The sequence below is a fragment of the Subtercola sp. Z020 genome (genome assembly GCF_002931235.1).
GTDB lineage: Bacteria > Actinomycetota > Actinomycetes > Actinomycetales > Microbacteriaceae > Subtercola.
In genome coordinates this window covers 14,312-41,102 of record NZ_PSTT01000067.1, presented here as the reverse complement: position 1 = coordinate 41,102, position 26,791 = coordinate 14,312, and the positions used below count along the sequence as shown (strand labels likewise).

30 protein-coding genes and 1 riboswitch are annotated in these 26,791 nt (G+C 62.6%); of the genes, 24 read left to right on the top strand and 6 right to left on the bottom strand.

The features are described from left to right. Positions 1 to 63: 63 nt before the first annotated feature. From C5B96_RS08610 to C5B96_RS17125, 5 genes are all read left to right on the top strand, one after another. Complete coding sequence (locus C5B96_RS08610; RefSeq protein WP_104244912.1) at positions 64 to 1,572, top strand: CoA-acylating methylmalonate-semialdehyde dehydrogenase; 1,509 nt, start codon at positions 64 to 66, stop codon at positions 1,570 to 1,572. Positions 1,573 to 1,759: 187 nt separating this feature from the next. Then, entirely contained in the window at positions 1,760 to 2,836 is a 1,077-nt protein-coding gene (ychF, locus tag C5B96_RS08605) for a redox-regulated ATPase YchF (RefSeq protein WP_104244910.1), read from the top strand. Between the two features lie 727 nt (positions 2,837 to 3,563). Beyond that, a complete protein-coding gene (locus C5B96_RS17365; protein ID WP_158507147.1) occupies positions 3,564 to 4,307 on the top strand; it encodes a hypothetical protein in 744 nt (247 codons plus the stop codon). A gap of 62 nt (positions 4,308 to 4,369) precedes the next feature. Further along, a complete protein-coding gene (locus C5B96_RS17360) occupies positions 4,370 to 4,729 on the top strand; it encodes an Imm51 family immunity protein (protein WP_158507146.1) in 360 nt (119 codons plus the stop codon). Then, positions 4,726 to 5,022, top strand: coding sequence for a hypothetical protein (locus C5B96_RS17125; protein ID WP_146078132.1), 297 nt, complete (start codon positions 4,726 to 4,728; stop codon positions 5,020 to 5,022). The genes C5B96_RS17360 and C5B96_RS17125 overlap by 4 nt, the downstream gene beginning before the upstream one ends. Before the next feature lie 66 nt (positions 5,023 to 5,088). Here C5B96_RS17125 and C5B96_RS08590 read toward each other — a convergent pair whose 3' ends face one another. The 3 genes from C5B96_RS08590 to C5B96_RS08580 form a co-directional block, all read right to left on the bottom strand. Further along, entirely contained in the window at positions 5,089 to 5,331 is a 243-nt protein-coding gene (locus C5B96_RS08590; RefSeq protein WP_104244904.1) for a hypothetical protein, read from the bottom strand. Between the two features lie 367 nt (positions 5,332 to 5,698). Next, positions 5,699 to 7,405: an FtsK/SpoIIIE domain-containing protein gene (locus tag C5B96_RS08585; RefSeq protein WP_104244902.1), complete on the bottom strand. Its 1,707-nt coding sequence runs from the start codon at positions 7,403 to 7,405 to the stop codon at positions 5,699 to 5,701. Between the two features lie 2 nt (positions 7,406 to 7,407). Further along, positions 7,408 to 8,493 (bottom strand): hypothetical protein, encoded by a 1,086-nt coding sequence (locus C5B96_RS08580; protein ID WP_146078131.1) that lies wholly within the window; start codon positions 8,491 to 8,493, stop codon positions 7,408 to 7,410. Positions 8,494 to 9,211: 718 nt separating this feature from the next. Here C5B96_RS08580 and C5B96_RS17120 point away from each other — a divergent pair. The 6 genes from C5B96_RS17120 to C5B96_RS08555 all read left to right on the top strand — a co-directional run bounded on the left by C5B96_RS17120 (position 9,212) and on the right by C5B96_RS08555 (position 15,179). Beyond that, complete coding sequence (locus C5B96_RS17120) at positions 9,212 to 9,967, top strand: hypothetical protein (RefSeq protein WP_146078130.1); 756 nt, start codon at positions 9,212 to 9,214, stop codon at positions 9,965 to 9,967. A gap of 1,024 nt (positions 9,968 to 10,991) precedes the next feature. Next, on the top strand, positions 10,992 to 12,803 hold the full coding sequence (locus tag C5B96_RS08570; RefSeq protein ID WP_104244896.1) for a DNA primase family protein: 1,812 nt from the start codon (positions 10,992 to 10,994) through the stop codon (positions 12,801 to 12,803). Positions 12,804 to 12,932: 129 nt separating this feature from the next. Then, a complete protein-coding gene (locus C5B96_RS17355; protein ID WP_158507145.1) occupies positions 12,933 to 13,073 on the top strand; it encodes a hypothetical protein in 141 nt (46 codons plus the stop codon). 113 nt (positions 13,074 to 13,186) lie between these two features. Further along, complete coding sequence (locus tag C5B96_RS08560) at positions 13,187 to 13,513, top strand: hypothetical protein (protein ID WP_104244892.1); 327 nt, start codon at positions 13,187 to 13,189, stop codon at positions 13,511 to 13,513. A gap of 81 nt (positions 13,514 to 13,594) precedes the next feature. Then, the gene (locus tag C5B96_RS17115) at positions 13,595 to 14,107 is read left to right on the top strand and encodes a hypothetical protein (RefSeq protein ID WP_146078129.1); all 513 of its coding nucleotides are present in this window, start codon (positions 13,595 to 13,597) and stop codon (positions 14,105 to 14,107) included. 220 nt (positions 14,108 to 14,327) lie between these two features. After that, positions 14,328 to 15,179: a site-specific DNA-methyltransferase gene (locus C5B96_RS08555; protein WP_199176601.1), complete on the top strand. Its 852-nt coding sequence runs from the start codon at positions 14,328 to 14,330 to the stop codon at positions 15,177 to 15,179. Between the two features lies 1 nt (position 15,180). Here C5B96_RS08555 and C5B96_RS08550 read toward each other — a convergent pair whose 3' ends face one another. Then, entirely contained in the window at positions 15,181 to 15,768 is a 588-nt protein-coding gene (locus C5B96_RS08550; RefSeq protein ID WP_104244888.1) for a ScaI family restriction endonuclease, read from the bottom strand. Between the two features lie 617 nt (positions 15,769 to 16,385). Between C5B96_RS08550 and C5B96_RS08545 the strand changes: the two genes are divergently transcribed. The 5 genes from C5B96_RS08545 to C5B96_RS17350 all read left to right on the top strand — a co-directional run bounded on the left by C5B96_RS08545 (position 16,386) and on the right by C5B96_RS17350 (position 18,099). Next, positions 16,386 to 16,607, top strand: coding sequence for a hypothetical protein (locus tag C5B96_RS08545; protein WP_146078128.1), 222 nt, complete (start codon positions 16,386 to 16,388; stop codon positions 16,605 to 16,607). Between the two features lie 80 nt (positions 16,608 to 16,687). Further along, on the top strand, positions 16,688 to 17,008 hold the full coding sequence (locus C5B96_RS08540) for a hypothetical protein (protein WP_104244884.1): 321 nt from the start codon (positions 16,688 to 16,690) through the stop codon (positions 17,006 to 17,008). Continuing rightward, positions 17,005 to 17,280 (top strand): hypothetical protein, encoded by a 276-nt coding sequence (locus C5B96_RS08535; protein ID WP_104244882.1) that lies wholly within the window; start codon positions 17,005 to 17,007, stop codon positions 17,278 to 17,280. Before C5B96_RS08540 ends, C5B96_RS08535 begins: the two co-directional genes overlap by 4 nt. Beyond that, positions 17,277 to 17,957 carry a recombinase family protein gene (locus C5B96_RS08530; protein ID WP_146078127.1) on the top strand — a complete coding sequence of 227 codons (681 nt, stop codon included), beginning with the start codon at positions 17,277 to 17,279 and terminating at the stop codon, positions 17,955 to 17,957. Before C5B96_RS08535 ends, C5B96_RS08530 begins: the two co-directional genes overlap by 4 nt. Continuing rightward, entirely contained in the window at positions 17,950 to 18,099 is a 150-nt protein-coding gene (locus C5B96_RS17350) for a hypothetical protein (RefSeq protein WP_158507144.1), read from the top strand. Before C5B96_RS08530 ends, C5B96_RS17350 begins: the two co-directional genes overlap by 8 nt. 163 nt (positions 18,100 to 18,262) lie before the next feature. On the opposite strand, the gene C5B96_RS08525 is transcribed toward C5B96_RS17350, so the two are convergent. Together C5B96_RS08525 and C5B96_RS08520 are read right to left on the bottom strand one after the other, a co-directional pair. Next, entirely contained in the window at positions 18,263 to 19,060 is a 798-nt protein-coding gene (locus C5B96_RS08525; RefSeq protein ID WP_146078126.1) for a DUF3800 domain-containing protein, read from the bottom strand. Positions 19,061 to 19,132: 72 nt separating this feature from the next. Then, positions 19,133 to 20,890 (bottom strand): tyrosine-type recombinase/integrase, encoded by a 1,758-nt coding sequence (locus tag C5B96_RS08520; protein ID WP_146078125.1) that lies wholly within the window; start codon positions 20,888 to 20,890, stop codon positions 19,133 to 19,135. Between the two features lie 150 nt (positions 20,891 to 21,040). Between C5B96_RS08520 and C5B96_RS08515 the strand changes: the two genes are divergently transcribed. From C5B96_RS08515 to C5B96_RS08480, 8 genes are all read left to right on the top strand, one after another. Continuing rightward, on the top strand, positions 21,041 to 21,502 hold the full coding sequence (locus tag C5B96_RS08515; protein ID WP_104244877.1) for an aromatic ring-opening dioxygenase LigA: 462 nt from the start codon (positions 21,041 to 21,043) through the stop codon (positions 21,500 to 21,502). Positions 21,503 to 21,607: 105 nt separating this feature from the next. Continuing rightward, entirely contained in the window at positions 21,608 to 21,997 is a 390-nt protein-coding gene (locus C5B96_RS08510; RefSeq protein ID WP_104244875.1) for a DUF2510 domain-containing protein, read from the top strand. A gap of 81 nt (positions 21,998 to 22,078) precedes the next feature. Further along, positions 22,079 to 22,540: a phage tail protein gene (locus C5B96_RS08505; RefSeq protein WP_104244873.1), complete on the top strand. Its 462-nt coding sequence runs from the start codon at positions 22,079 to 22,081 to the stop codon at positions 22,538 to 22,540. A gap of 52 nt (positions 22,541 to 22,592) precedes the next feature. Next, positions 22,593 to 24,239 carry an ABC-F family ATP-binding cassette domain-containing protein gene (locus tag C5B96_RS08500; RefSeq protein ID WP_104244871.1) on the top strand — a complete coding sequence of 549 codons (1,647 nt, stop codon included), beginning with the start codon at positions 22,593 to 22,595 and terminating at the stop codon, positions 24,237 to 24,239. 9 nt (positions 24,240 to 24,248) lie between these two features. Next, positions 24,249 to 24,452, top strand: a complete 204-nt coding sequence (locus C5B96_RS08495) for a hypothetical protein (protein ID WP_104244869.1) — start codon at positions 24,249 to 24,251, stop codon at positions 24,450 to 24,452. 119 nt (positions 24,453 to 24,571) lie between these two features. Then, a complete protein-coding gene (locus C5B96_RS08490) occupies positions 24,572 to 25,099 on the top strand; it encodes a hypothetical protein (protein ID WP_146078124.1) in 528 nt (175 codons plus the stop codon). 89 nt (positions 25,100 to 25,188) lie between these two features. Beyond that, positions 25,189 to 25,845: an LON peptidase substrate-binding domain-containing protein gene (locus C5B96_RS08485; protein ID WP_233189093.1), complete on the top strand. Its 657-nt coding sequence runs from the start codon at positions 25,189 to 25,191 to the stop codon at positions 25,843 to 25,845. 69 nt (positions 25,846 to 25,914) lie between these two features. Further along, positions 25,915 to 26,625: a copper resistance CopC family protein gene (locus tag C5B96_RS08480; RefSeq protein WP_104244865.1), complete on the top strand. Its 711-nt coding sequence runs from the start codon at positions 25,915 to 25,917 to the stop codon at positions 26,623 to 26,625. 73 nt (positions 26,626 to 26,698) lie between these two features. Then, positions 26,699 to 26,790, top strand: a riboswitch (glycine riboswitch). The last annotated feature ends 1 nt before the right edge of the window (position 26,791 follow it).

Genomic DNA, 26,791 nt, shown 5'->3' with positions numbered 1-26,791 from the left:
CGTCGGGTAGCCGCACAACCGGCGATGCCCTACTCTCAGTACACGCAACCGAAAGAGACTCACATGTCAGACGTTCTCACCGACATCGCTGTCGTCAACCACTACATCAACGGATCGCTCGTCGAGAGCACGAGCGGGCGCACCGCACCGGTGTACGACCCCGCCCTGGGGGTGCAGACCAAGAACGTCGCCCTCGCCGACCAGGCCGAGATCGATGCGGCGATCGCTGCGGCGTCGGCGGCCTTCCCCGCGTGGCGCGACACCTCCCTCACCCGGCGCCAGCAGATCCTCTTCTCGTTCCGCGAGCTGCTCGCGGCCCGCAAGGGCGAACTCGCCGAGATCCTGACCGCCGAGCACGGCAAGGTGCTCTCCGACGCGGCGGGCGAGATCACCCGCGGCCTCGAGGTCGTCGAGTGGGCGACCGGGTTCCCGCACCTGCTGAAGGGCGACTACTCCGAGAACGTCTCGACGGGCATCGACGTCTACTCCACCCGCGGCCCGCTCGGCGTCGTGGGCATCATCAGCCCCTTCAACTTTCCCGCGATGGTGCCGCTGTGGTTCTTCCCGATCGCGATCGCGGCCGGCAACACCGTCGTGCTGAAGCCGAGCGAGAAAGACCCCTCGGCAGCGAACTGGCTCGCTGCGCTGTTCACCGAGGCGGGGCTGCCCGACGGCGTGCTGAACGTGCTGCACGGCGACAAGGTGGCGGTCGACGGGCTGCTCGAGAGCCCCGACGTGAAGTCGATCTCGTTCGTCGGTTCGACGCCGATCGCGCGCTACGTCTACGAGACGGGCACGAAGAACGGCAAGCGCGTGCAGGCCCTGGGAGGTGCGAAGAACCACATGCTGGTGCTTCCCGATGCCGACCTCGAACTCGTCGCCGACGCCGCCGTCAACGCGGGCTTCGGTTCGGCGGGCGAGCGCTGCATGGCCATCTCCGTCGTCGTCGCCGTGGAACCTGTCGCCGACGAACTCATCGCCAAGATCGTCTCCCGGGTCGACGGGCTCGTCGTCGGCGACGGCCGCCGCTCGTGCGACATGGGCCCGCTCGTCACCGAGGTGCACCGCGACAAGGTGGCCTCCTACATCGACATCGCGACCGCCGACGGGGCCTCCGTCGTGATCGACGGGCGCGATGTGACGGTCGACGGGGCCGCCGACGGCTTCTGGCTCGGCCCGACGCTGATCGACAACGTGCCGACGTCGTCGCGGGTGTACACCGACGAGATCTTCGGGCCCGTTCTCTCGGTCGTGCGCGTCGCCTCCTACGAAGACGGCGTCGATCTGATCAACGCCTCGCCCTACGGCAACGGCACCGCGATCTTCACCAACGACGGGGGAGCGGCCCGCCGCTTCCAGAACGAGGTGGAGGTCGGGATGATCGGCATCAACGTGCCCATCCCCGTGCCGGTCTCGTACTACTCGTTCGGCGGGTTCAAAGACTCGATCTTCGGCGATGCGAAGGCCTACGGCGCCGACGGCTTCGCGTTCTTCACCCGCCAGAAGGCGATCACCTCGCGTTGGCTCGACCCGAGCCACGGCGGCATCAACCTGGGCTTCCCCCAGAACTAGCCGCGCCCGCCTGGCGAGGCGCCTGCGGCGCTCTGCGGCGCGCCCGGCGGCGCCCAGCGGCGAGACGGTCCGGTGCGGGCGAGACCGACGGGTGTACCTGTCCGTCTCGCCCGCAGGTGTCGGTCTCGCTGAGCGCGCAGGGGCGGGCGAGCGGATGCCCGGGGCCGCCCGGGTACGATAGACCTCCGTGGCTCTAACTATCGCAATCGTCGGGCTGCCCAACGTGGGCAAGTCCACCCTCTTCAACGCCCTCACCAAGAACCAGGTGCTGGCGGCGAACTACCCGTTCGCCACCATCGAGCCGAACGTGGGCGTCGTGAACCTGCCCGACCCGCGCCTCGCCGCGCTGGCCGAGATCCACGGCAGCGAGAAACTGCTGCCCGCACCGGTCTCGTTCGTCGACATCGCCGGCATCGTCAAGGGCGCCAGCGAGGGCGAAGGCCTCGGCAACAAGTTCCTCGCGAACATCCGCGAAGCCGACGCCATCGCGCAGGTCGTGCGCGGTTTCAGCGACCCCGACGTCGTGCACGTCGACGGCAAGGTGGATGCCGCGAGCGACCTCGAGACCATCAACACCGAGCTCATTCTCGCCGACCTGCAGACCCTCGAGAAGGCCATCGCGCGCTACGAGAAGGAGGTCAAGACGAAGCGGATCGAGCCCGCCGTGCTCGCGACCGCCCTCGAGGCGCAGAAGATCCTCGACTCTGGCGCGCCCCTGTCGAGCGCGCCGAAGTTCGACATCGAGCCCATCCGCGAGCTCGGCCTGCTCACCGCCAAGCCGTTCATCTACGTCTTCAACGTCGACGAAGGGGTGCTCGGGGATGCCGCGGCCCTCGCCGCGCTCGCTGAACTCGTCGCACCGGCCAAGGCCATCTTCCTCGACGCCAAGCTCGAGTCCGAGCTCATCGACCTCGACCCCGAAGACGCCGCCGAGCTCCTCTCCTCCACAGGCCAGGAGGAATCCGGCCTCGACCAGCTCGCCCGCATCGGCTTCGACACCCTGGGCCTGCAGACCTACCTCACCGCCGGCCCCAAGGAGTCGCGCGCCTGGACCATCGGCAAGGGCTGGACGGCCCCGCAGGCCGCCGGCGTCATCCACACCGACTTCCAGAAGGGCTTCATCAAAGCCGAGATCGTCTCCTTCGACGACCTCATCGAGGCCGGCTCGATGGCTGAGGCCAAGGCCCGCGGCAAGGTGCGCATCGAGGGCAAAGAGTACGTCATGCACGACGGCGACGTCGTCGAGTTTCGATTCTCTAAGTAGATCGTTGAATGTACGCGGATCCTGCCGGGATTCCTGACACAAAATTAGTGTCAAATCTGCTGTTTGTGTCATGGTTGTGTCACGGAATCTGGCTCCAGAATTGCTAGGCGGAGATCTAAGCCCGTCTCTTGCTCCATCCGTGCGATTGCTCGTCTCCACCCTCATCTCGTCCGAGGCGGGAACCTCTGCGCGGCGAGCTTGAGATGGTGGTCATCAAGAAAGACGAGGCGGGCCGACAGGGCGAGGCCCAGTTCCGATGCCGCATCGATCCCGTGTGGCGTAAGTAAGCGAGGCTGAGCACCGAAGGCCGGGCACTCCATGAGTGCCCGGCCTTCGTCGTCGCTGCCTGACTCCGCGACGCTCACGCGGAACCCGCAGGATCATGCCGCCCGGCACTCCTCGGGGCTGCGTCTCCGCGCTCCGGCCAACCCGTCGGTACCTCTGTTTCGCGACACGCCCGGGACTACACATTTGGGCTGCCGTGGATTTTTTAGTTTGTGCAGTTTCAGCTTTAAGCCCCCAGGTTTCCGGCGCGAGAGAGGGCAAAAAGCCGCGTGCCCTGGACCCCGCAGAGACCGGCTTGCTGAGCCTATTTCGCGCTCCATAATGTCATTTCACAAGCCGCCCCGGGGAGGAACTGAGTACCTAGTGCTCAGGGAACGAGGAACCGGGGCCACGCTGTCTGCACATTAAAAACTGAACCTGGAAAGCCCGAAAACAGCCTCAAATGGCTGCGCTCATCAGCGGGTTTCGACTCGCCACCACAGACATCGGCAGCGCTTCGGCCAGACCGACCCAAAGAAGAACGAAGCGGTTGGCCCAGCGCCGACCACCACCTATTGAAAGGAACCCCACCATGGGAAAAGCAGCACGCAACAAGAAGAACAACAACCGTACGAACGCAACACGCATCAGAGAATTCAACTTCGAAGGTTTCACCCCCGAGGAGAAGGCGCAGATCGAAAGCGATCGGCGCGAGCTGTGGGCATGGGGCACTGACTGCCAACGGCTCTGGGCACTGATCCAGGTTCACCCGGAAGAGATCTCAATCGCCCGGGGGGAGCTCATCATCGCGGACTTCCGAGCTGGCCGCGTCGATTACGACTCCGCGGTTGCGGCAGTCCTGATCGAGGTAGCCACCCCAATGCTCGAACCGTACCTCGTTCTTTGCGACGAGCAACGCCTTCTAGGGGAGCTTGATCCCGTCCCATTTCTCGACTCCTACATGAATCCGGTGCCGACTACAGACGCGGCGGCCGTTGATGGCGCGGGCTACCTGCTCGCCTTAGCTCACACCTCCTTCTCGAAGGAATGCTTCTTGAAATACCGCGCAACCATTTTTCTTACGGTCGAACGGATCATGGACCGGGCGAAGGTGGTCCAAGGTTTCCTCGATGCGGGAGAAACGACCTGGCATCAGGTTCACGGTCAGTACTGCCAGCACGAGACAAACACGGCGGAAGCCGCCTGACCATGGGCATCGGGGCATGGGCCGGCTGGCCCATGCCCCTTTCCCTACCTAGGCAGATTGGAATGAAGATGGATAAGACAATGCATACCGGGCTCCTCGCCTTCGATGAGGACAGCTACTCGCTGGTTCTCGGACTTAGCGGAGGACTAGAAAAAATCGATCGAGCCGTGGACGGGGCCCATCTGGAGATCAGTTCTTGGGAGATGACCGGCTACTTCTGGCAGAGCTTCGTGAACTATCTCTGGCCCGAGCTGACTGAGCAAGTTAACTTCGACTCTGAGGCTGGAATGTTTTGCGCGTACGGCGCCGAACTGGAACCGCTGGAGGCGCTGCGGACCGAGTTCGAAGCGGTCCTGGCTGATCCTGGCCTTGTGGTCGACGCGCTGATTCGTGGGCAAGCCGAAGGATGTGACTTCTATTGAGCGCCGTAACCCCAATTGAGGCTGAGGTCATCGAGTTCTTCCGAGCAAACGAGATTGTCCTTAGCGTTCTTGTCCATGATGAGCCCCTGAGTTGGCGCGAAGTCGACACAGTGGATGACTGCGAAGAGGCGCTCTACGAGTTCGCCTATAGCCTTGCTGATCCTGACAGAGTGATGGAAGAGCACCTGGCTCTGCTCCGCCATGAGGACGCTCCCTACAGCAGACCGCTGAGCTATGAAATTGATCTCCTTCATCGAGCCGAGACGATCTTCGGTGTAAGAGTTGACTGGTAGGTCGGCAACGAAGCAACGCCCCCGGTTTAGGTACCGGGGGCGTTGCGGTTTGTGGAGAAGGTCGGGCTAGTTGCCGTCCTTCTTGATCGTGTCGATCTTCTCGGCTGCCTGGCTCAGCAGCGCAAGGGCCGCGTCACGCTTGGCGATGGCCTCTTCCTTGCTGGCGGCGTAGAAAGAACGCGAACGGCTGGCGTCGTTCACCAGCTCCGTGACCTCGTGCTTGAGACGAGCGAAGGTCCGAGTGACGGTGGACCGGTCGAAGATCTCGGCCTTGGGGGCGGGGGCCTGGGTGTTGGTCGAGGTTGCCATGATTGTCTGCCTTTCGAGCGGTTGTGTGGTTCGTTGGGGCAATGATTGTTGGCTCCTAGGAGGAGTCAACCGTTTCCTGAAAACTGACCACGACCGGCTGTTTTCCTGGCGGTGGGGCCTGGGCTGAAACGGCGTTCTGAGCGCGCAGCCTAGAGGCCCGGAGCCATCGTCCCTCCGCGCTGCCTTCTCACGCTGCCTGGGCAACCATGGCCTGTGAACGGCCATCCTGGATAACGACGCACGAGGTATCGCTACCGCGAGGAAGTACCACCGTTGAGCAGGCACAGCAAAGGGCGGCGATCCGGCGCGAAAAGACGCCCCCGGAGCTAGTCCGAGGGCGTCCTTGCTTTCTGTCAGTCAGGTTCACTCAGAACCTCCCGAAGCCTCCCTCTCCAGGTGTGGCCTGTACCGGCATGGCGATCTCTTCGAAGCCGAAGCTCCCGTCGTCCTCATCGTCGTAGATCGCGGGCTCGATCTCTGCCGGTGCTGCTGCGGTAGTTGCCCGCCCCTTTCTCGGGTACTCCTTGATGAGGTCAGCGATGTCCTTGTCCGAGCTGTAGGCAAAGCGCACCTTGACAGGCTTGCCGGTCTCCTCCTTGACGAAGCCGATCCCGGCGTAGGCGTAGCCGTTGGCCTTCGTGCTCAGAGGAATGGCCGTCGAGTCGAACCCAGCCGCCCGCGCGCCCTCTCCTAGGAAGAAGTCGTTGAAGTACTCACTGGGCTGCTTCAGAAGGATGATGTTGGCGAAGTTGCCGCGCATTCTCCCGAGAAGATCCTTGTCGGCCTCCTGGGTTGCTGCCACCACATAGACGCCGAGCGATCGACCCTGAGCCAGGATCTCGACCAGGAGCGTGGTCGCAGCCTTGCCCTCTCTGCCCATGGCCTGGAGCGCGATGAGCAGCGAAAGGAATTCATCGATGAAGAGCACCACCATTGGGTTTTCCTTGGTGGCGTCCAGCGAGCGACCGAGATCCGCGTTCTCCACATCGACGCGCTTGTGCTTCGCCCGGTGCTTCATCACTTTGTGAACCTCCGCGATCACATCGACCGCGCCCGAGTTCTCATAGACCAGCTCCTCGAAGAGTCGAGATTCCTCGTAGGGTCGAAGCTCTGACGCCTTCGGGTCGATGCCGTAAAACAGGGCAGTTCCGCGCTCGACGAACGGAGCGAGCTGCCGGATCAGACCATTGAGCGGCGATCCCTTGCCCGATCCCGTCATGCCGATGATGAGCAGGTGGTGCATGGCCAGAGCCCAGAGCTTGCCGTTCTCTCGGACCGCGAGCGGGATGAGATGCGCGACCTTGGCCGCGTTCTCCCTGAAGAACTCGATGCCGGTCTTGAGCTTCATCAGTGGATCGCCGGGGGCTGTTTTGTGTGCTGCGTAGCTGAGAGTGAAGTTGTTCTCCGTCTCAAACTCTTGGAGCGACTTGAGCCCGAGCTGTGAGACGATCTTGCCCTCCAGCCGCTTGACCTCCGCCGGATCGCGGCCATCGAGCACGATGTCGATGCGGAAGTGATTCGCTCGGAGCTTTTGCTCTTCTTTCCTCTCGCGCTTCAGCTTTTGCTTCGGCGTCTCGTCCTCTGGAATCTTCGAAGGTTCCAGCTCCACCACCCGGTGAGTCTCGGGTAGTTTGCGGACGATGATGTAATTGGCAGCCTCCGCTACCTGCTGATGAGCCAGGTATCTCTTGCCCCGAGCCTCGCCTCGATGAGCCCTGCCCATGGCTCGCACAGCTCGCCCGTAGGGTGAGAGCCACGAAGGCTTCCAAACTGATCCCCCGTCTTCCTTCGGAATGAGGAACGCATTGAGGGCGGTGGACCCGTCAACCAGTCCCTTGTTCGAGAGTAGAGCGGTCTCGATGTCGAAGTAGATCTTCGGCTCTGCCTTGAACCAAGAGGCTGGCTTCCATTCCCGCTTCTCCCGGTAGTTCTTCCAACGCTGGTGGCGCTTGATGATCGCGGACAGGGCAGCGATGCCTAGCACTACGAGGATGAGTAGTGAGATGCCGATTGCCGGCAGTTGCTCGATGATCGGGGCTGCTGCCTCTTTCGCGGAGTTGATTAGTTCATTCATGGTCAGTTACCTCCGACCGGGACTCGGTTGTTGAAGATGAAAGGTGTGCCGTCGCGGTGCAGCAGGGGGAAGATCCTTAGCTGACCCGACTCGATGAGACCGTGACTACCTCGTGCGTTGACGCGCCGCAATAGGCTGGAGATCTGGACACCATGGGTGAAGTAGATGGCCCGGTCGTAAATCGATCCCTCCTTGAGTTCGGCGGCGAGCGTGGCGAATATGGCGTCGTACTCTTCCCAGCTCTTCTTGCTGATCTCGATCTCAACAAGCAGGTTCTTCGCTCGTGGGCCCGTTCGGTCACCGTCGAGGATCACCGTCAGGTCGTGCTGATGGACAGCCTTGAGCTTGGTATCTCCGCGCTGAGCTGCGCCGACCGTGAGCAATGCGGGACGCTGTTCTACGATCTCGGACCACTGAAGCCGACCGGCGTTCACCGCCTCACTGGCGGACTTGATCACATCGGCGCGCCATCTACCGAAGTCGCCCCGGTGGTCGGCTGTGGGCTTTGCCTTGATCTTTCGCATGACTGGATCGAACGAGCCGCGCATCATCTTCTCGCTCACGAGGTTGTCGAGCGGGACAGGACCGACGCCGAGACTCTTACGGAAGAAGCCCTGAGGAGAGGCGAACTGGGCTGCCACATGGGCAATCATCTGGTAATGAGTCAGTCGGGACTTGCTGAGATTGTCGAGCTTGTCGGGCCGTTCCAGGGTGTAGCCGAAGCTCCAAGCGGAGCCGATTCCGTTGTCGGTGATGCCGTAGTGCTCGACTCTCGTAGCCATGTTGGTGGTCTTCTTCAGAGCACCGATGCGGACGATCTTGTTGAGTCGTTGCTTGGTTCCCTTGATGCTCGTCAGCTCTCCTCCGGGAGCGAAGCGTGTCTCTTGGCGGTTGCTGAGCATCGAGAGTCCCTCCGCATCGACGCAGGGAAACATGCCTGTGAACGCAATGAGTCGAGCGTTTCCCTCGGTGATGTGTGCGCCGCTCGGTCGCTTGGTCCTCTGAACTTCGCTGGCTGGAGCCTCGGTTTCGGCGTCTTCGACGGCGGGTAGCGGATGGCTTTCGATCATCGGTACGGGTAGAGCCATGGTCTTTCTCCTCTTGTGCGGCTCCCTTCTGCTGATCGTTGGCTGCCTATTGCAGCTCGTGGCGGGGAGCAGAACCCATATCGCACTGACCTATTGCAGCTCCTATTGCAACTCCTAGTGCTCGACCTATTGATGCAGTCGGCAATAGCTCGACTGTTGAGATCTCACGCTCAGAGCGACCAAATCCGCGCGAATAATGTCTCCCTCGTTTACTACGGAGATCACCACTTCTAACATCTTGGATCGAGTCCGCCTCAGCCCCGTCCGCTCAGCTCTGCCGTCAGTAGGCCAACAGTCTGTCTCCAGCTTTCCCCAGCCCTCCTAGTAGTCAGCCTCAGCGTCTCCTCCTCACCCCCACCCAGTTCCGCTCCCGCTCCACCCAGTTCCGCTCCCCGGTTCCGCGGCCGTGGCGTCACATCACGGCTCAGCGAGCGTCGGTAGTAGTGGTGTCGCGTCACAGTTCGGCAGTGTGGGCAGCACGGGTGTGCGCGTTACGGCTTCGCCAATGGCGGCAGCGGTGATGTCACAACACCCCGCCCAGTTCGTAGCGATATGGCTGTCGATGCTTTCTGGTAGGGCTGCATCAACTCCTCTGTTGGTCGAGCCGGAGCCTTGGGATCTTCTCCCCCTGGCTCCGGCTTTTCCTTTGCGTCACCGTCTCCGCTTTCGGTCGCTTTGATATGAAATCTCGATCCACTAACCAACGGAGGAGATCACCATGAAGAAGACCATCAAGACCCCAAGGCCCAATGTCGTAGATAACCTGCTGGGCGATCGCAAGAAGAAGAGCACGGCGCTGCTTCTCGTTATGGCTGCTCTCGGCGCTGCGTTGATCGCAACTCCGTTCCTCACCCCTGGGGCTGATGCCGCCAGTGCTCCGGGCGGGTTCTGTGTCAAGGCAACTAGCGACGGGGGCTCTGTAAGTGGAACGCGTGGTTCCTGTCAGACCACTGTCGAGGCTCCTACGACCTGTACCGATGACTCGGTTGCTCCGCAGCTAGCCGAGCTGGATCGAGTTGCAGACTCCATCCAGAACGATTCCGCTGTTCAAAGCCGACTGTTTTCCGGCATCCGCCCACCCATTGAGCCTGTGGCAAAGGCTCATGGCTTCCTTTCGGACGGTGACGGTATGGCGGGAAGTTTCTTCTTCGATTCGGTCGTCGTGGACCACACGGCTGCTAAGGCGGCGCTGTGCGATGGGGGCGACCCAGTCGATGCCTTCTCCTTCGACGGAAGAGTGAATCTGTCTCTTCGGAAGCAGGTCCAAGGATTTGCGCAAATGCAGTTCCGTCCTGTCCTCGAAGGTACGATCAATGACTTCTCATCGAACTACCTCTCGCCTAATGCCTACTCTTGCAACGGCTACGACAAGGCCACGGTATGCCAGCCCATGGCGGATGACCTGGAGGTTGTCTTCCGAGACGACTTCCCGTCAGATTTCCGTGCGGCTGTACAGAAGGAGCTAGTCGCCTGAGGTGCTCGCCAAGTTCGAAAAGCCCCGGAGTAGTTTGCTCCGGGGCTTTTTCGTGTCGTCTTAACCGGCTGACTCTCGACGCTAGCTGTCTCCTGAGCGCGCAGCCTAGAGTTGCGATGAGATCGACGCTGTAGCCCGCGCTTCTGCCCGTAGCTGGCAATCTCGGGCTGTAGCCTCGCTCCTGGCATCATCATGCGCGATCGCTGTTCTACGGTCTTAGACGGCGTTCTCCTAGCGAGCTGTCACAGAGCGCGCAAAGTTTCGAAAGCGCGAAAAGCGCGCTACCTGTCTCACCCGTGTGTCAGGGATCTACCTCTGTGGCAGGCGGACATGTGCGGCACCACGAGCTGATCGTCCGACTGCCTCTCCTTAGAAGAAGCAGGCTCACAATTCGCTCCCGTCACCGGATGTCACCGAAGTGTGACCCAATGTCACCGAACTCTTAGCTTCGGTGACAAGGAGAAACGCCGATCTCCTCGACCCTCTAGCCTGCCTCTGATCGATTTGTCACCTTGTGACCCAAATACGGGAAACCTCAAAATACATAGAGCTTTTGCGTTTATGGAGAGTGTCTACCTATCTGAAGGTTTGGAAGTCGTTCGGTGACGGAGTTTTCGGCTCAGGGGCAGGAACGCCGATCTCGTCGGGTCTCTAGGCTGTTTGGCGGTCGGAGCTGCTTCGCGCGCTCAGAAGGCTAGAGGGCCGATCTCATCGGGGCTCTAGCGATTTGTCACCGAAGTAAAGCGTTCGGTGACAAAGTGAGCAACTTCGGTGACAAATCCCTCACAGAACGAGATCTAGGCGCCGTCAGTGAGCCGTTCGAGTCGAGTTGATATAAAGGATCTACACCTCCCAATGGTGAGGCAAAGACTTGGTCGCCTTTGCTTTCGGCTCGGATGGTGGATGAGTTGGCTCCTTGGTGCCTTAGTTCCTCTCCACTGTCCGGGCCGATCTTCGTTTCGACGCTTTGATATGAGTCTCAAATCCCGCCGACCAGGGGAAGAACTAAGACCAAGGAGATCACATGTCGCTAGACACTGAAAGCGAGCTAGCCCGCCTAGACAAGCACGAGAAGTTCCGGATGGAGGTCTACGGCTCCAGCTACAAGCCGCTTGGAGGCTGGGACAGCCCGGAGCAGGAAGCTGCCTACAGGCGAAGCCTTAATGGAGACGAAAATCCTCCAGAGACCGATGAGCCGACGAGGGCGAAGCAGGTACCAACTTCCGCTCCCAAGGTTGCCGGACTCTCGGTAGACAGCTTCACGGAAGGTGCTGTAGGCGCTGCATTCCACGAGGCACACCGCTCCGAGCTGGTAGCTGTTCGAGAGTGGAAGTGCTGGGCGGGCTACCAGCCCGACTCAGGGCTGTGGCAGGCGGTCGCCTCCGAGGAAGTCACGGCTAAGCTCCTCGACTGGTTCGAGGCTGGGCTGTTCCAACAGGCGCGGCAGGACGAAAAGCTCTACCGCGCTGCTCGCCTGTTCCGCAATGTGACTCCTTGCGCTAACGCGGGACGCTACGCCTCCGGCAAGGCCAAAGTGTCCAGCTCGATCTTCGACGCAAACCCTGACCTGCTTCTCACTGCTGACGGTGCCGTTGACCTCAAGCGTGGAGCGCTTCGCCAGGCCGAGGCCAGAGATCACTTCACCCGGAGCGCGCGAGCTGGCTTCGAGGCTGGCTACACCGATCCTCTCTGGGACGAGATTCTGAGCGCACTCCCCGCGGGCGTGGCTGACTACCTCCAGATCATCGTAGGCAACGCACTCACGGGCCACACCCTGAACCAGTCCATGGTCTTCTTCTTCTCCGGCGATGGCTCCAACGGCAAGAGCACGCTCACCGATGTGCTCAAGAAGATGCTCGGCTCCTATGCGGATCGCGTGGACTCTTCGATACTTCTGAACTCTGACGGTAGCAACCTCTTCGGCAAGGCCAAGCTCAAGGCGCTCCGAGCAGCATTCATCGAGGAGCTACCCAAGTCCAACTGGCTCGATGCGCTGATCATCAAGGAGCTGGCCGAAACCGCCGAGATGACCGCCGCGCAGAAGTTCAAGGATGAGGAGACCTTCGACTTCACCGCCACCGTTTTCGTGAACACGAACTATCTGCCTCAGGTGTCGGAGAACGACCGAGGCACCTGGAGGCGGCTCGCTCCTGTGCCCATGCCCTACTCCTTCGTCTCGGCTGAGGAGTACGACAGAGTCGCCGACCCCGAGAGCATGGGGCTGCGCCGGAAGAACCCGGCACTGGCAGCAGCGGAGAAGAACGCCTCCATCCTTAAGGCAGCCCTGGCCTGGGCGGTGGAGGGTGCCGTGAAGTGGTACGCCGCTGGCTCGGTAGAGCCCCAGCTCCCGGAGGCAATGGAACGAGCCAAGAGCAAGTGGCGAGGCGGCCAAGACAAAATCGAACTCTGGTGGAACGAGCGGATTGTCGCAGATTCTACGAGCTTCTGCCTGCTTGCCGATCTCCACGACACCTTCGAGCTAGAGATGACCGAGATTGGCCGCCCCGCCGAGAAGACTCGGAAGTTCGGAGAGATGCTTCAGGCACACTCTCTGTTCAAGGAAGCGGGAGCCGAGTGTGTCCAGCGCCAGCGCGCACCCCAGAAGCTGATCCACTCGGAGTTCACGCCAGACGAGAAAAGCCGGAGCCAGTACGAGCTGGAGCCTGTGGCGAGAAAACCCAAAGGCCCTTGCCACTTCGTAAAGGGAATCCGCTTCCGCACCGAGGCCGACGATCTCGCCTACGAGCAGGTCGTGATCCCTGACACTGTCGCCGACCTGATGACGGACGATCTCGCTGATGACGACGCCGCGCTTGCTGACATCTTCGGCGACTGACCTACCACACCCCGTAGCACCATCAACCCCGGCCCAGGCCAGGAAAGGAAACCATGAGAGATGAGAATCATAAACACATCCAGCCAGACCGTCCCCTTCGGTAAGTACTGGGGCTATGACCTCCAGGAGATGGCTGAGACCGATCCGCACTACGCCCTCTGGATGCTTCGAGAGACCGACCTACGGTCGAAGTATCCGGACGCCTACTACGACCTGGAGTACTACCTCCGAGCTGTTCCCCGGGCCCGGAGCTGGATGAGCTGGCACTGATTTCGTGGGTGTGTCACACCACTGAGGCCGCGACCTACCGGTCGTGGCCTCTTCATGTCGCTTCGATATAAAACCCCGAGCCGACTTTCGGCCCACTGACGAAGGAGCCCACCATGACCACCATTGAGAACTACCTGATTCCCATGCCCAACGGGGAGACCGCCACCGTGAAGCCCGAAGACTACGAGGCTCTAGTGGCCAAGAGCTCGCTGACTGTTTTCAGTTTGACCAGTGTCGGTGCTGCCGGTCAGCTTCTCGCTCATGTGATCCCTAGCCAGACTCGAACTCTTCGAGAGCTTGCGAGGTTGGTTCACAGCAATCCCGAGATTGAGCCGTCGTCCGCTGAGCGCCGGGCAATCGTCGCGCTGGTGGCGGCTGGGCTCGTAGAACAGATCGGAAGAACCGCTCAAGCCCGGTACCGTCTGCCCTCCGCTGTGTGATGCGCGCTGCCGGTGTGCGACGCCACGGGCCACGATCCTTCGAGATCGTGGCCCTTCCGCTTTTTTGCTGGCTCGATATGGATGATCCGCCACAAGGAGATCACCATGACACCAACTCGTCGAACCACTGCCCTGCTCACTGCGTCCGCTCTGCTGCTTGCTGGGGCGGTGAGCTTGTCTCCGTCTGCGGCGGGCTCGTCTGCTTCGGCTGCTACCCCGCCCGCCTCTGTCTCCATCCAAGACTCCGCGCTCGGCTATCCGATTCTCAAGGCTTGGTCTGCCTATGCGGTGAATGTGGATATTCTCTCGTCCAGCACTGCTCAACGCTTCGCCCCTGGAGAGCTAGTCGTTACGGTCAAACTTCCGGGATCGGTCGACTCCATCCGCGCCTATCCTGGCTGGACCGTAGGTCATGATGCGGGGGCGTCCAGCTTTAATCTCTCCAACGCTGAGCCGGTCGTCGTTGACTCTCGCCTCTATACCTTCTTCGGGGCCGACGCCTTCGGTTCTTTCCCGCGAGGTGGTGTCGCATCACTCTCGCTGAACCGGTCGGGTCTCACTCTCGTGAGCGACACGGCTCCGCTGATCCAGTAGGCCGCCACACAACTTCGGGTCACGACTCCTCTCTGGGGTCGTGGCCTGCCGCGTCGGTTGAAGTTGAACGCCACGGGAATGATTCGCGTCCGCTCTCACTCCGCGCCGCCCCAGAAGTGTCAATCGACGGTCGAGCTCTTCTCCCAGCCAGCCAGGGGACTCGAGAGCTGAGAGTGGCGTGTATCGTGTGTGAGTCCGTCCCACAGTTGGAGAATGAAACTTGTCATCAGTAATCACATCGCTGCAAATGCAGGGGGAGACGGGTCTCAGGCCGTATTTCGCAGATGAAGATTTTGTCCTCTACAACACAGATGTCGTTCCCTTTCTACGGGAACTAAAGAAGCCGCTCTGGGACCTCACTGTCACTTCGCCGCCATACAACATCGGCAAGGAGTATGAGTCGATGCAGACACTTGATAGCTATGTCCAGTGGTGTGAGGCATGGATGTCCTTGGTGCATAACACGACATCCGAGCATGGGGCGTTCTGGCTTAATGTTGGCTACACACCTCTCCATGAGCAGGCCAAGGCGCTACCGCTGGCTTATCTGCTCTGGGGCCTCAGCGACTTCTACTTCATTCAGGAGGTCGTTTGGAACTACGGTGCGGGTGTCGCAGGCAGAAAGTTCTACTCGCCGCGCAACGAGAAATTCCTCTGGTTTGTCAAGAATGCGGATGCCTATGTCTTCAACCTTGACGCTGTTCGCGATCCCGATGTTAAGTACCCAAACCAATTTAAAAACGGTAAGAGAAAGGTGAACATAGCGGGCAAGAACCCCACGGATGTTTGGAACTTTCCTAAAGTCACAAGTGGGCGGAACAGAAGCTCAGTCGAGCGAACTCCGCATCCAGCGCAATTCCCCGAGAAAGTTATCGAGCGTGTCGTGCTCGCGTCCAGTAACCCAGGGGATCTCGTGTTCGACCCCTTCATGGGGTCAGGCACCACGGCCGTCGTAGCCAATCGGCTGGGCCGGCGAGTAGTGGGCACCGAGATCCGACCCGATTATTGCCAGCTTGCTGTAGAGCGGTACCTCTTAGCCAAGGAGTTGCGGGGGTCGGAGCTCTCCCTCTGAGTCAGAGCGCCGAGACGAATTTAGTCCGGTAGGTGATGGGTGCAAGAGACGCCGCCTGACCGGTCGCCGAAGCTTGCGGAATCCAGTCCCGATGGGATAGCCAGCCCAGGCGAACCATCGTGATACATGGCACCTGCCCATCCACGAATTTTTCGAAGTTGATGGCTAGGTAATAGCCTGATTTTTCTTTCGCTCCTGGGGCTGACGGCTGCGCGTAGCTCCTATTCGCAAAAATGCCTCGCTGTGAAGAGGTCTTGATCTCGGTGTCGAATTGCCGGTCGGGGAGATAGACAAGGTCCTTCTCAAATCTTCCATCATCTTTTCGCCACTCGGCGGGATGTGCCCGTTCCAGCACGATGGGGATCATGTTGTGAAGGAAGTTGCCCATCATCTGGGGGCTTGGCTTGTACTCTTCGCCAATCTGAAGTTCGTTCCCGATGCGCGTTGAGAGAATCCGAGTCCAAGAGTCCAGGACGACATCCTTAAGCTCCGACAGGGAAAGGGGATATGCGTCCACGAGCTCCCGTGTGATCTCGGGCCACAGTTCTTCTGGGCTGTTGGAGTACGGGTCGTCACCGATCGAGGTCATCCTCCGAGCCTACTTGCCGGTCAAGACCTGCAGCGTGAGTCGGCAGAACGGGGGTCAGACATGGGCGAATCGGCAGACCGGAGGTCTTCATCAAGCCCGACACCGGTTTCGACCGCCTAATTGGTCCGAGGCGCAGCAAAAGCTCCGAGCGGGGTTTGAGTCGGCGTAGCCAGTCACGAGGGTCACGCGGACTCACCTCAGCTTCCGTAGCGACTAGGGTCCGCCTTTTAGCGCTGCTTCGTCTCCTAGCAGCCTCCCGCCAGCTGGCTTTTTATTCGTCAATCCTTCGCACCTCAAGTATTACCCCAGCGGCCTCAACCATAAGGGCTCCCTTGGCTGGCTCTCGCCTTGGTCGAGATCCTACGGAACGACCCATGTGGCCCGAGTGAAACTCGCATTCGTTGATGTGGACAGCACGCCAGATCAGGTGCCGATGTGTGGCACCACAGGGCCACGATCCGCAATGGATCGTGGCCCTTTTGCGTGTGTTGCACTAGGCCATCGTCTCCGGCGACGACGCCTCTCCTCCTCCTCCTCCGGAAGAAATGTGCCGCTTTGATATGGCACTTCGTGTAGTTCGACGCAACTGCATGACGACCACGACTCAGGAGTACATCATGACCACTTTCATCGAGCAACAGCTCTACGAGATTCGCGTTTCTGCCCGCTCGATCGCGGAGGAAGAGATAGCCAACCGCGGAATCACGGACCCCGATGTGGTCGACTTCCTCGCTCGATACCTCTTCATCATGCGTGATGGCTGGGCGAGCTTCGATGAAGATGCGGACACCGATACTTCCCTTCCGATCATCGATGCCTTTTTCGGAGAGAACCGATGAGCGGCCGCAGTTCTTTGAACCGCTCAGACACGATTGCAGCCCGTTCCGCAGTTAGAGAGCCAACGAAGAAGGAACAGCACATGGAACGGCTAGGTGTGCTCAACGGTGCCATTGAAAGGATTGAGGATCCAAGCTACGGCTACGACGGCATGCCAATTCTGCTCCATCGGGCTCAGCAGACTGCTAGCCAGCACGCCTCCGGAGACCGAGGCGCGTATCTGCTTCTTCCCGTGTCCATCCTTGAGCTCGGTATCCGCGAGGGCGTGTTCTTTAGTCAGTACACCGTGAGCTACACCCTTGACTTCGGTCAGGGGCCGGAGACGACGACGGTGCCGCTTAGATCCTCACGGATGCTCTGGCTGCACTACCAGGGATTCCTTCTGGGGAGAAAGAGCCGATGAGCCGCGCACCTGCCTCGGTGATCGCTGCTCAGAAGCTCATCATCTGGAACGCCGGCATCCGCGTCCCTCCCCGCCTCGTCAGCTTCGAGCTGACTACTGAGCCCGATCAGTACCGGGTCCACTACCTCCGAACCCGCTGGCGCAAGAGCCCAGTGGCCTATTCGCTGGTCCCCACCATCACCATGACCCCTGCGGAGTTCCGCGAGTGGGCAACCTGGCACGCTGCCGCCAATGCTGGCCGCGTCCGTCGCATCGAAGGAGCACGACCATGACCGACACGGCAACCAAGACCGGGCAGCGGATTGTCTACATCCGGGTATCCACGGAGGATCAGGACACTGCCCGGCAGCAGGATATGACGAAGACAGCCGATCGAGTCTTCGAGGAGCAGCGAAGCGGCAAGAGCGTCGAGGGACGGCCAGCGCTCCGAGAGGCCCTGGCCTATGTGCGTGCGGGCGACACGCTCGTCGTTTGGAGCCTCGACCGCCTGACGCGGTCGCTCTCGGACCTGGATCGGATCGTCAAGGATCTCAGCACCAGGGGCGTCACCCTTGAACTGCTGAGCGAGGGGATGACTTTTCCAGGCGGCGAGGAGATCGATCCCTTCTCAGAGGCGATGCTTTACCTGCTCGGCATCTTCGCTCAGTTCGAGCGACGCATCAAGTCAGCCGCCTCCCGTGAGGGCATTGCCATCGCCAAGGAAGAGGGTCGATTCAAAGGTAGAAAGCCCGTGCTCACCAATGCTGATGTGCAGAAGCTCCGGGACCGTGCTGACACGGGCGTGCCCAAGGCAAAGCTCGCGCGAGAGTTCGACATTTCCCGGGACACGGTCTACCGAGCACTGAGCGGCGACTACATGACGGCTGAGAAGTGGATCGAGGCCACCGCACAGATCAAGAAAGACAAGAGGGTGCAGGGCGCCAAGAGAAGGGAGAAGAACAATGCCTAAGCCCAATCTCACCAAGCATCCGAAGCGGCTGGCCGGTGGTCTCTACAGGCGGCTGCCCTGGTACGGAAAACTGCTGGTGCCTCTCGTCGGAATCGCCTCGGCGCTTCGCCTCTTCGATTGGATGGTGAGCCTATTCGTCTAGAACTGAATAGCAAGGCCGGGGTTTGATTGGTCTCTCGCCCCGGCCCTTTCTCATGCCCGCTGCGCCCGTGGCTGCCCGCCTCGGGCGCCTTCGTATCGCCGTCGCACATACTCGTTGGACCGAGCATCACGGCGTGTTGGCGGCCTTCGACCCGGCAATTCGTCTACTTATCCAGTTCGGTCAACGCGTACTGTCGCAGCGCCTCTGCGAGGTTCTCGTAACGCTCCCGATACTTGGCGACTCGGATATTAGAAGGTTCGGGTGAAGGAATGTAGCCGTAGCCCGCCACCTGCTTGACGCCCGACGGGTTGTCCACCCCCCACATCAGATGAGCCAGGTCGCCGAACATCGCCTTCGCGACCGTGTCGCGTCCCTCTCCTCCGGCGGCGTTCACGCAGTAGCGGAACGCACCTAGAGCGATGTCTGTCGCCGATGCCAGGTGAGAGGCGTTGTCGTTGGTCATCCCGAAGAGCAGCACGCGGTCTTGGACGGATTTGTGGCTTCCGCCGTAGTCGAAGCCGTGCTCGTGGAAGCGTTCGAGGTAGTCGTAGCGGTCGTTGTCGCGGTCCATGAGCATGAAGCCCTGGGCCTGCTCCTTGGTGAGCAGACGGTGATACGAGGCGGCGACATTATTGAGGCCAAACTCCATGATGCGGTTGGGATCCTTGCCTGCCACATCGTGCAGGCAGACGGTGGCGACCATGCGCACACCGATCTCCTTGAGATCAGAGATCAAGGCCTGCTTCGCGTCCCGGAACTGCTCGATGCTGACCTGCTCAGGACGAGTGTGCGTGTTGAACTTGAAGCTGTCGCCGTCCTTGTAGCCGAACTCCCGGCGCCGACCCTTGACAGCGGCGTCAACCTTTGAAACTTGTTCCTCTGCGAACACGAGGCCGCCCAGGATGAAGAACTTGTTCGGCATGTGACCGGCGTTGGTCTCGTCGACGAGGAACAGATGCATGCTGCGAGTATCCCTCATCAAGAAGCGAATTTGAGGCTAACTGGAGGGGTTTCGGCGCGCCCGGATGAGGGGTCAGTACTCGAAGCCCTTGGGGCCGATGCCCTCGTCCAGCACATGGCCGTAGCGCTCCATGGTGAATGATGCATTCTTGTGGCCCATCTCCTTGGCGATGAGAGGTTGGGGCACGCCGGCCTTCAATCTCGTGCTCACCGCCCAGTGGCGAAGCCCGTGGTGCGTCCAGCCTCTCCGGCCCTTGGCGTTGGTTCGATGCCGGGGCGAGGAACCGAACTGCTCTTCCACATGGTCATAGACGGGGTTCGTGATCCTGGCGTAGTTGCTCTGCGCCTGGTAGCTGCCCGTTCCCGGCACGATTCGTATGCTGTCGTTCCAGGCCGGATCTGTCTGTACTGGCTGCATCTCTCGACCGGGCCGGACCCGGTTGCGAGTGGGAAAGATCAGAAGCTCCCGGAACTCAGATACCCGCTTGCGTCGGGAGAGACTGCTGATCGCCGGATGGTGCCACAGATCGTCCCAGAGCCGGTCCCAGAGTAGATAAGCCAGGGGTGTAAAGCCGTGGTGCCACAGCTCGATAGATTCCTCATCGGTGGCTTGCCAGAGGGATAGGTCGGCATCGGCAAAGCGAGGAACGATCCCGGCTATCTGCTCCCGGGTCGATCCGTTCGCTTGGCTGTTCCAGTTCGGGAGGAACGCGGGGAGATGAACCGTCCGGCTCTTAGACGCGCCCTTGGTGCCGGTCACCCAGATTGCTCCCCGGCTCGCCTGGCTTGCTTGCTCGCTGACCTGGACGACGCCCCGGTAGTTCGACCGGGTTCGGTCCCAGTCATTCTGGTCGATGTGAAGGATCTGCTCGCTGCTGAGAAAGTGGCGAACTCGAAGACCAAGAACCTCGCCGATTCGCAATCCGCCGCCAGCGCCCAGTGCGGTTGCTAGCCCGACCTGTCGGTATCGACCTGCCAGCTCATCTGCTTCTGCCAACCGTCGAGCTTCCGGGTTGCCGTAGTGCTTCGGTATGCCTCGCCTGTGCTTGCCGGTCTCTTCGGGAGAAAGACCGTCGAGGAAGCAGAGGTCATCTGGAGCGGGCTCTCCTTGCTGCTCAGTTGCGAGAGTCGCTGATCCGATCCGCTGCCCCTGTTCGTTCCGGTCCGACTTCTCCCGGGTCTTGACCCCGGTGAGCCTGTCGATGCTCGTAGCCGCCGGATCATCGAGAGGACCGACCTGGAGCGTGTGATAGGCCGTGATGATGAATGCCGCGACGAGAGGCGAGCGCGGTATGTCGTTGGTGTCCACTCGCGGATTGCGCTTGCCTCCTGCCGTACCTGAGAGAACGATGCCCTTTGCTAGGGCGTCGGCTCGCTCGGCAGTGATCGGCAGAGCGTGGCCGAAGATACCCCGGACCAGCGATCGAGCTTTCTGCTGCTGGCCCCTGGACTGGGCGGACAGATCGATCTTTCCGATGTCGGCGGGAGAGATATGCGTCACGAGCCGATCCCCGAAGCGATCGGTGAGCTTCTTCCCGAAGTAGAAGTATTGGTCGTAGGTTCGGCTCGACCACTCCGAACGATTCGCCGCCAGCCAGTTGGCCACTGCCTCGCTGACCGTGGGTTGCTCGTCCTTCGAGCCATGCCCCGGCACATACTCACCGCACAGCACTCGCGCCCTGGTCTCAGCTCCATCTCTGGTGCTACCCCCGCTTGTGGTTCTCCGCTTGCCGGTGACCCGATCCGGGTAGACGATTCGCCAACTCTTGTAGCTCTCGGTCGGCTCGTAGATCTTGGCCGGTGTGCCTGAGACGGGGAAACCCCTGGCCACGGGCTACGCTCCTCGTGGTTGCTGTGTCAAACGCATGTGTCAAATCATACAATCTGCCCGACACGGTGGCGCAAATCCGGGGATGCGGTCATGGAATATTCGACACGCACTGAGTTCCGCTTCAACGTCTGACCCCGAGAGGATCTGCTGATGTCGACACTGCCCACCGCCTCCGCCCTGCACCGCGTCGGGGGGCTCGCCGTCGCAGCGGGCTCGGTCTTCGTCGCCGTCGGCGCGGGCGCCTGGTACACGGTCACGCAGCAGCTCCGCGCCGAAAAGATCACGGTGCCGGGCAATGCTCCGCGGTTCGCCGGCAAGCCGGTGCAGGGGCCGGCGACGGCCTACGTCGAGGCGGTCGTCATCAAGGGCAACGCCGAGCGCGGGGCGGGCGGGCGCACGTTCGCCGACATCAGCACGGCGCTCCGGGGTGTCGAGGCGGGCAGCGACGAGGAGGCCGAGCTGCGCAAGCAGAGCGCGGCGCTCTCGACGGGGGCGGCGCTCCGCACCTCGCTCATGACGTCGGTGCTCGCCTACGGTGTGAGCGCCTTCGCGGCCGGCCTCGGCGCATTCTTCCTGGTCGCCGGCTCGCAGCTGCGCCGCGCCCGCGACTAGCCGGTTCGCAGCTGCTCCGCGCCCGCGACGAACCGGCCCGCCCTTCTCGTCGAGCCGCTCGTACGCCAAGATGTGAGCGGGGGCATTCCGACGAGGGGCGAGGCAATGGCAGACAGCGCACAAGCGGGCTGGTACGACGACGGATCCGGCACGATGCGGTGGTGGGACGGCAGAGCGTGGACCGACCGCACGCAGCCACCGCCGCCGGCCGCAGGGCTCGACGGGGTGGTCGGGCGCATCCAGGCCGACGCGGTCTCGGGCGGCCGACCGCGGCCCGCCCCGGAAGGCATGAGCTACGTCGTGTTGCAGGTCATCCTCAAGGAGAAACTCTGGGGAACGGGATCGGGCAACCTCACCGAACTCGAGAAGGCGATCAACGCCCAGGCTCGGCTCGGCTACCGGCTGCACACCATCTCGACGGCGGCGTCTGGCAGCAAGGGGCTGGGCGGCGGCGACCGCATCCAGGCGACGATGGTGTTCGAGAAACTGACCTGAGCGAGCCCCGGGCAGACGGTGCGTGACGCCGGGCGGGCGGGGCGCTAACGTGGGGGCACCGAACTCACCGAGGAGGATCCCGTGCCTCACACCGTCGACTTCGTGAACGTCTCGACCGAGGGGCTCGAATCCTCCCCGTTCGCCGAGACGCTGGCCGGGCTCCGCGCCAACGAGGCGCGGTACTTCCGCAACAAATACGACCACGAGTTCCAGACGACCCCCGCCGCCGACGACCCGGAGACGCTCGACTGGATCACCGGGATCCTGAGCAGCGAACGCAGCATCGAGATCGCCTCGCGCCCGCTCGAGGTCACCCGATTCGAGGTCGAGGGCATCCGTATGGCGTACGTGTTCTATGAGTCGGGGCTCTCGATCAACGTGATGTACGGGCTCGCCGAGGGCGGCAAACGCGCGGTCGGCTTCAAGCTCGCCGAGGGGATGGATGTGCCCGACGAGCTCGCGACCTTCAAATTCGCACGGCAGAAGTCGAAGCTGGCCGGCGTGATCCGCGGCTCGTACTTCGTGATCAAGGGCGAGCACTGACCGGGCCCGCCCCACGGCGGGGCCGCCCGGGCGCCCGTGGTAGTTTGCAGCCATGAGCCTCCTCCGCCTGAACGACGTGACAGTGAGCTTCGACGGGCGGCAGGTGCTGCGGGAGGTGTTCTTCCGCCTCGAGGCGCGCGACCGGGTGGGGCTGATCGGGCGGAACGGGTCGGGCAAGTCCACGCTGTTGAAGCTGGCGCTCGAACAGGTGGCTCCGGATGCCGGTACCGTCGCCCTCGAACCGGGCGTGAAACTCGGGTACTTCTCGCAGTTCTCCGAACTCGACGGCACGGCATCCATCACCGAGGTGCTCGAGGGGCTGTTCGAGCACATCCACGCAATCGAGCGCGAGCTCGCCGAGATCGACGCGGCCGTCGCCGTCGCGGCCGCCGGAACCAGCGCCGACGACGCGAAGACGCTCGACGACCTCATCACCCGCCAGGCCGAACTGTTCGAGCAGATGGAGCACCAGGGCGGCTGGGACTACCAGCGCAACATCGACCGCGCCCTGACGACCCTCGGTTTCGTGGGTGCGCACCGCACGAGCCCGATCGACGACCTGTCGGGCGGTTGGCGCAACCGCGCGGCGCTCGCGAAGATCGTGCTCGAAGCGCCCGACGTGCTGCTGCTCGACGAGCCGACCAACTTTCTCGACGTCGCCGGGGTGGAGTGGCTCGAGGCGTGGTTCCGGGACTTCCGCGGCGCCGCCATCATCGTCTCGCACGACAGGACATTCCTCGATTCCGTTGTCACGCGCATCGTCGAGGTCGAGAACTACCATCTGCACGAGTACCCGGGCACCTTCGACGAATACGTCGTGCAGAAGCAGTTCCGGTTGAAGACGCTCGAACAGCAGTTCGTGCACGAGTCCGAGCTGCTGGCCTTCGAGGCCGAGGGCATCTCCGACCGGCGCGAGGCGCTGAAGGCGTCGAAGCAGGCGAACAGCGGCACCGGCAAGGCTCTCGGCAAACAGCTCGCCGGCATCAAGAAGCAGCGCGCCCCGCGACCCGTCGACCAGATCATCACGGAGATCTACGGCGGGCTGCACATCAAAGACGTGCTCTGCCGCATCGACCAGCTCGGCAAGGGGTACGGGGACCGGGTGCTGTTCGAGGGACTGACTCTCGAGATCCGCCGGGGCAACCGCATCGTCGTGCTGGGGGCGAACGGCAGCGGCAAGAGCACGCTCCTCCGCGTGCTGATGGGGGAGGAGCGCCCCGACGCCGGCAGCGTCGACTGGCCCAAGGGGGTCAAGGTCGTCTCCTACAACAGGATGCTCGCCGAGCTCGATGACGACGACACCGTCACGCACGCGGTGAACGCCCTGCCCGACAGCCTCGCCCTCACCGCCACGCGCAAGTCGGTCGGCCGGTTCCTCGCGATGTTCCAGTTCTCGGAGGCGGAACTCAAGCAGCGCATCGGGGTTCTGTCGGGCGGCCAGCGGGCGCGCGTCGCGATGGCGCAGTGCCTGCTGTCGGGCGCATCCGTTCTGCTGCTCGACGAACCAACCAACCACCTCGATCTGTCGAGTACCCAGGTGATGGAGCGCGCGCTGCTGCACTTCCCCGGCGCCGTCGTCGTGGTCAGCCACGACCGGTTCTTCACGGAGAAGATCGGCACGCGAACGCTCGAGTTCGGCCGCTCTACACCGGCTGCGGTATCGGGGCAAGCCGGGCATCCGGAGCTCACACTGACGTAACGTCGAAGCATGGCCAACACGAAATTCACTCTCGAGTACGACGGAACCACCTACACGGTCGAAGACGACATCGACCGTGTGCGCAAAGACGTCGACGACGCGATCGCCAAAGACGGTGGCATCGTGACGATCGCCACGACCGAGGACTACGAGGCGGAGTCGCCGAAGCAGATCCAGGTCTCGAAGAGCAGCTCGGTGACGATCACGGAGTGACGCCCCGGGCGGCGCCTCGCGGGGCGGCTGCCTGGCGTTCCTGCGGGCACCCCGGTGTCGGCGGCCTCCCCTAGCGTGGGACGTGCGCCGGCCAGGGGCGCTCGTCGGGAGGAGCGTGGGTGGTCGACTGGCATCCGTCACGGCTGGCACAGCCGGTCGAATGGATGCTGCAGCACCCCGTCTCGCCGCGGCCGTTCGCCGTGATCAGGCTGATCCGGTTCCCGGCGCAGAAGGGCACCGTCGACTCCTGGTACCGCATCGTGACGTGGTCGGAGAAGTCGGCCGACCGTGAGCTGATCGGCTGGTGCCTCACCCCCGAGTCGGCGGCGGAGGCGGCGTGGGACTACTTTCGCGCCTACTCGTCGTGGCAGCACGCGCAGGCCGCGACCCGCATGCACGAGCGGCCGGGCGGGCCGCCGCCGAAGCCCCCGGCGTACGAGCTACTGCTCGCCTACCGCGCGGCGGTGCGTGCGCAGGTTCCGGATGCCCGCCCCACCCCTTCGTCCGCCGGGGGCGGAGCAACGGCGCCCGCCGGAGCCAGCGCGGCCGCGCCCACCTCCGCCGCACCGGGCGCCTCAGCCCGCCCACGCCCCTCCCTTCGCAACCAGGCGCGGCCCGAACTGCAACGGGCGGGCGGGGCGCGTTGACGCTGGAAGCGCGCGGGCAGTTCGACCCGACCGGCGTGTTCCGCCGCTACCCCTTGGCGTAGCGGCGGCGGTGTGGTTGCCTGAGGGGCATGGACGACTCCCTGCCGATCTTCCCGCTCGGCTCCGTGCTGTTCCCCTATATGCCGCTGCAACTGCGGCTGTTCGAGGAGCGGTACCTCATCATGCTCTCGCAGGTGCTCGAAGAGGAGCCCGCCGAGTTCGGTGTCGTGCTCATCGAACGCGGCCAGGAGGTCGGCGGCGGCGAGCAGCGGTTCGCCTACGGAACCATCGCCGAGATCGCCCAGCTCGAAGCTCCGGAAGGGTATGTCGAGCTCGTCGCCGTGGGCACCCGCCGGTTCGTCGTCGACGAATGGATGCCCGACAACCCGTTCCCGGTGGCGCGGGTGTCGCTGTTCCCCGCCCTCGAATGGGATGACGGGCTGCTGTCGCTCCGCGACGAGGCCGAATCGACCGTACGGCGCGTGCTGGCGATGGCGGCGGAGTTCGGCGAGCAGGAGTGGCCCGCCGATCTCGAACTCTCGGCGGATCACCGGGCCGCCTCGTGGCAGCTGGCCGGCATCGCCCCGGTCGGGCCGCTCGACCAGCTCGCCCTGCTCCGCTCGACGAGCATGCGCGGTCTGCTCACCAGCGTGATCGAACTGACCCGCGATGTGGAGGAGACGTACCGCACGGTGTGGCCCGACGGCGGGCTGGCAGATGGCGGGCCGGGCGACGGCTCCCCGTAATCCGAGTGTCCCCTGAGCATCCGGCCACCCTGCAGGAAGCTCCACGGTACGTGCGGTTATCGTTGAGGCGTGCCAACCTTTTCCCTCGAAACGCGTCGCCGGGCCGCCCTCGGGCTGCTCGCCGGGCTCGTTCTGGCCACCGTCGGCACGGCCGCCGGCGCGGCCTCCCCGGCTCTGGCCCACGATTCGATCGTCTCGTCTTCTCCCGAGAACGGTGAGGTGGTGACGGAGCCGATCCAGGCGGTCTCGATGACGTTCAGCGACGACATCCTGACGGCCGGGGCTGCCGTGGCCCTCGTGACCGTGACCGACGTCGACGACGGTCATCATGAATCGGGTTGCGTCACCGTCGACGGCACGACCGTCAGCACCGACGTCGCCCTCGGCGAGGCCGGCGAGTACACCGTGACCTGGCAGGTCACGTCGTCAGACGGGCATCCCACCAGCGACACCTACACCTTCACCTGGCAGCCCTCGATGCCGACAGCGACCACCACGGCGATGACCACCGCACCGGCCTGCGGCGACGACTGGGCCGGCTCGGCCGAGGCGATGGCGGCCGGCAGCGACGACAGCACAGCGACCGCCCCGGCCCAGGCGGGCGCCACCCCGCTGAACGAACTGCCAGAGCCGACCATGACCATCCTGAACTCGGCGCCGGTCGGCCAGACCGACGCGTCGCCCTTCTCCGTTCCGCTGCTGGTGGCCGGGCTGGTCGGTGTCGTCGCCGCACTCATCGCCGTCGTGGTCGTCGTGATGCGACGGATGCGCCACTCGTAACGCGCCCGCAACACGAGGGCGGCTAAGCTGGGCGTGTTCGACGTTCCACCCTCAACTGAACACTGCCGGCCGAAAGGTCGATGCGGGAGAGCCCCACGCGCGCCGGGGCACCGAAGGAGCAATTCTCTCCACCAATCTCTCAGGTACGTGTACCGCATCGAACTGG

Bases quoted from the DNA above. Each gene is read 5' to 3' on its own strand.
- C5B96_RS08610 (WP_104244912.1), top strand. From the start codon at position 64: ATGTCAGACGTTCTCACCGACATCGCTGTCGTCAACCACTACATCAAC.
- C5B96_RS17365 (WP_158507147.1), top strand. From the start codon at position 3,564: ATGGCTGCGCTCATCAGCGGGTTTCGACTCGCCACCACAGACATCGGC.
- C5B96_RS17360 (WP_158507146.1), top strand. From the start codon at position 4,370: ATGAAGATGGATAAGACAATGCATACCGGGCTCCTCGCCTTCGATGAG.
- C5B96_RS08590 (WP_104244904.1), bottom strand. From the start codon at position 5,331: ATGGCAACCTCGACCAACACCCAGGCCCCCGCCCCCAAGGCCGAGATC.
- C5B96_RS08585 (WP_104244902.1), bottom strand. From the start codon at position 7,405: ATGAATGAACTAATCAACTCCGCGAAAGAGGCAGCAGCCCCGATCATC.
- C5B96_RS08580 (WP_146078131.1), bottom strand. From the start codon at position 8,493: ATGGCTCTACCCGTACCGATGATCGAAAGCCATCCGCTACCCGCCGTC.
- C5B96_RS17120 (WP_146078130.1), top strand. From the start codon at position 9,212: ATGAAGAAGACCATCAAGACCCCAAGGCCCAATGTCGTAGATAACCTG.
- C5B96_RS08570 (WP_104244896.1), top strand. From the start codon at position 10,992: ATGTCGCTAGACACTGAAAGCGAGCTAGCCCGCCTAGACAAGCACGAG.
- C5B96_RS17355 (WP_158507145.1), top strand. From the start codon at position 12,933: ATGGCTGAGACCGATCCGCACTACGCCCTCTGGATGCTTCGAGAGACC.
- C5B96_RS08560 (WP_104244892.1), top strand. From the start codon at position 13,187: ATGACCACCATTGAGAACTACCTGATTCCCATGCCCAACGGGGAGACC.
- C5B96_RS17115 (WP_146078129.1), top strand. From the start codon at position 13,595: ATGATCCGCCACAAGGAGATCACCATGACACCAACTCGTCGAACCACT.
- C5B96_RS08550 (WP_104244888.1), bottom strand. From the start codon at position 15,768: ATGACCTCGATCGGTGACGACCCGTACTCCAACAGCCCAGAAGAACTG.
- C5B96_RS08545 (WP_146078128.1), top strand. From the start codon at position 16,386: ATGACCACTTTCATCGAGCAACAGCTCTACGAGATTCGCGTTTCTGCC.
- C5B96_RS08540 (WP_104244884.1), top strand. From the start codon at position 16,688: ATGGAACGGCTAGGTGTGCTCAACGGTGCCATTGAAAGGATTGAGGAT.
- C5B96_RS08535 (WP_104244882.1), top strand. From the start codon at position 17,005: ATGAGCCGCGCACCTGCCTCGGTGATCGCTGCTCAGAAGCTCATCATC.
- C5B96_RS08530 (WP_146078127.1), top strand. From the start codon at position 17,277: ATGACCGACACGGCAACCAAGACCGGGCAGCGGATTGTCTACATCCGG.
- C5B96_RS17350 (WP_158507144.1), top strand. From the start codon at position 17,950: ATGCCTAAGCCCAATCTCACCAAGCATCCGAAGCGGCTGGCCGGTGGT.
- C5B96_RS08525 (WP_146078126.1), bottom strand. From the start codon at position 19,060: ATGCATCTGTTCCTCGTCGACGAGACCAACGCCGGTCACATGCCGAAC.
- C5B96_RS08515 (WP_104244877.1), top strand. From the start codon at position 21,041: ATGTCGACACTGCCCACCGCCTCCGCCCTGCACCGCGTCGGGGGGCTC.
- C5B96_RS08510 (WP_104244875.1), top strand. From the start codon at position 21,608: ATGGCAGACAGCGCACAAGCGGGCTGGTACGACGACGGATCCGGCACG.
- C5B96_RS08500 (WP_104244871.1), top strand. From the start codon at position 22,593: ATGAGCCTCCTCCGCCTGAACGACGTGACAGTGAGCTTCGACGGGCGG.
- C5B96_RS08495 (WP_104244869.1), top strand. From the start codon at position 24,249: ATGGCCAACACGAAATTCACTCTCGAGTACGACGGAACCACCTACACG.
- C5B96_RS08485 (WP_233189093.1), top strand. From the start codon at position 25,189: ATGGACGACTCCCTGCCGATCTTCCCGCTCGGCTCCGTGCTGTTCCCC.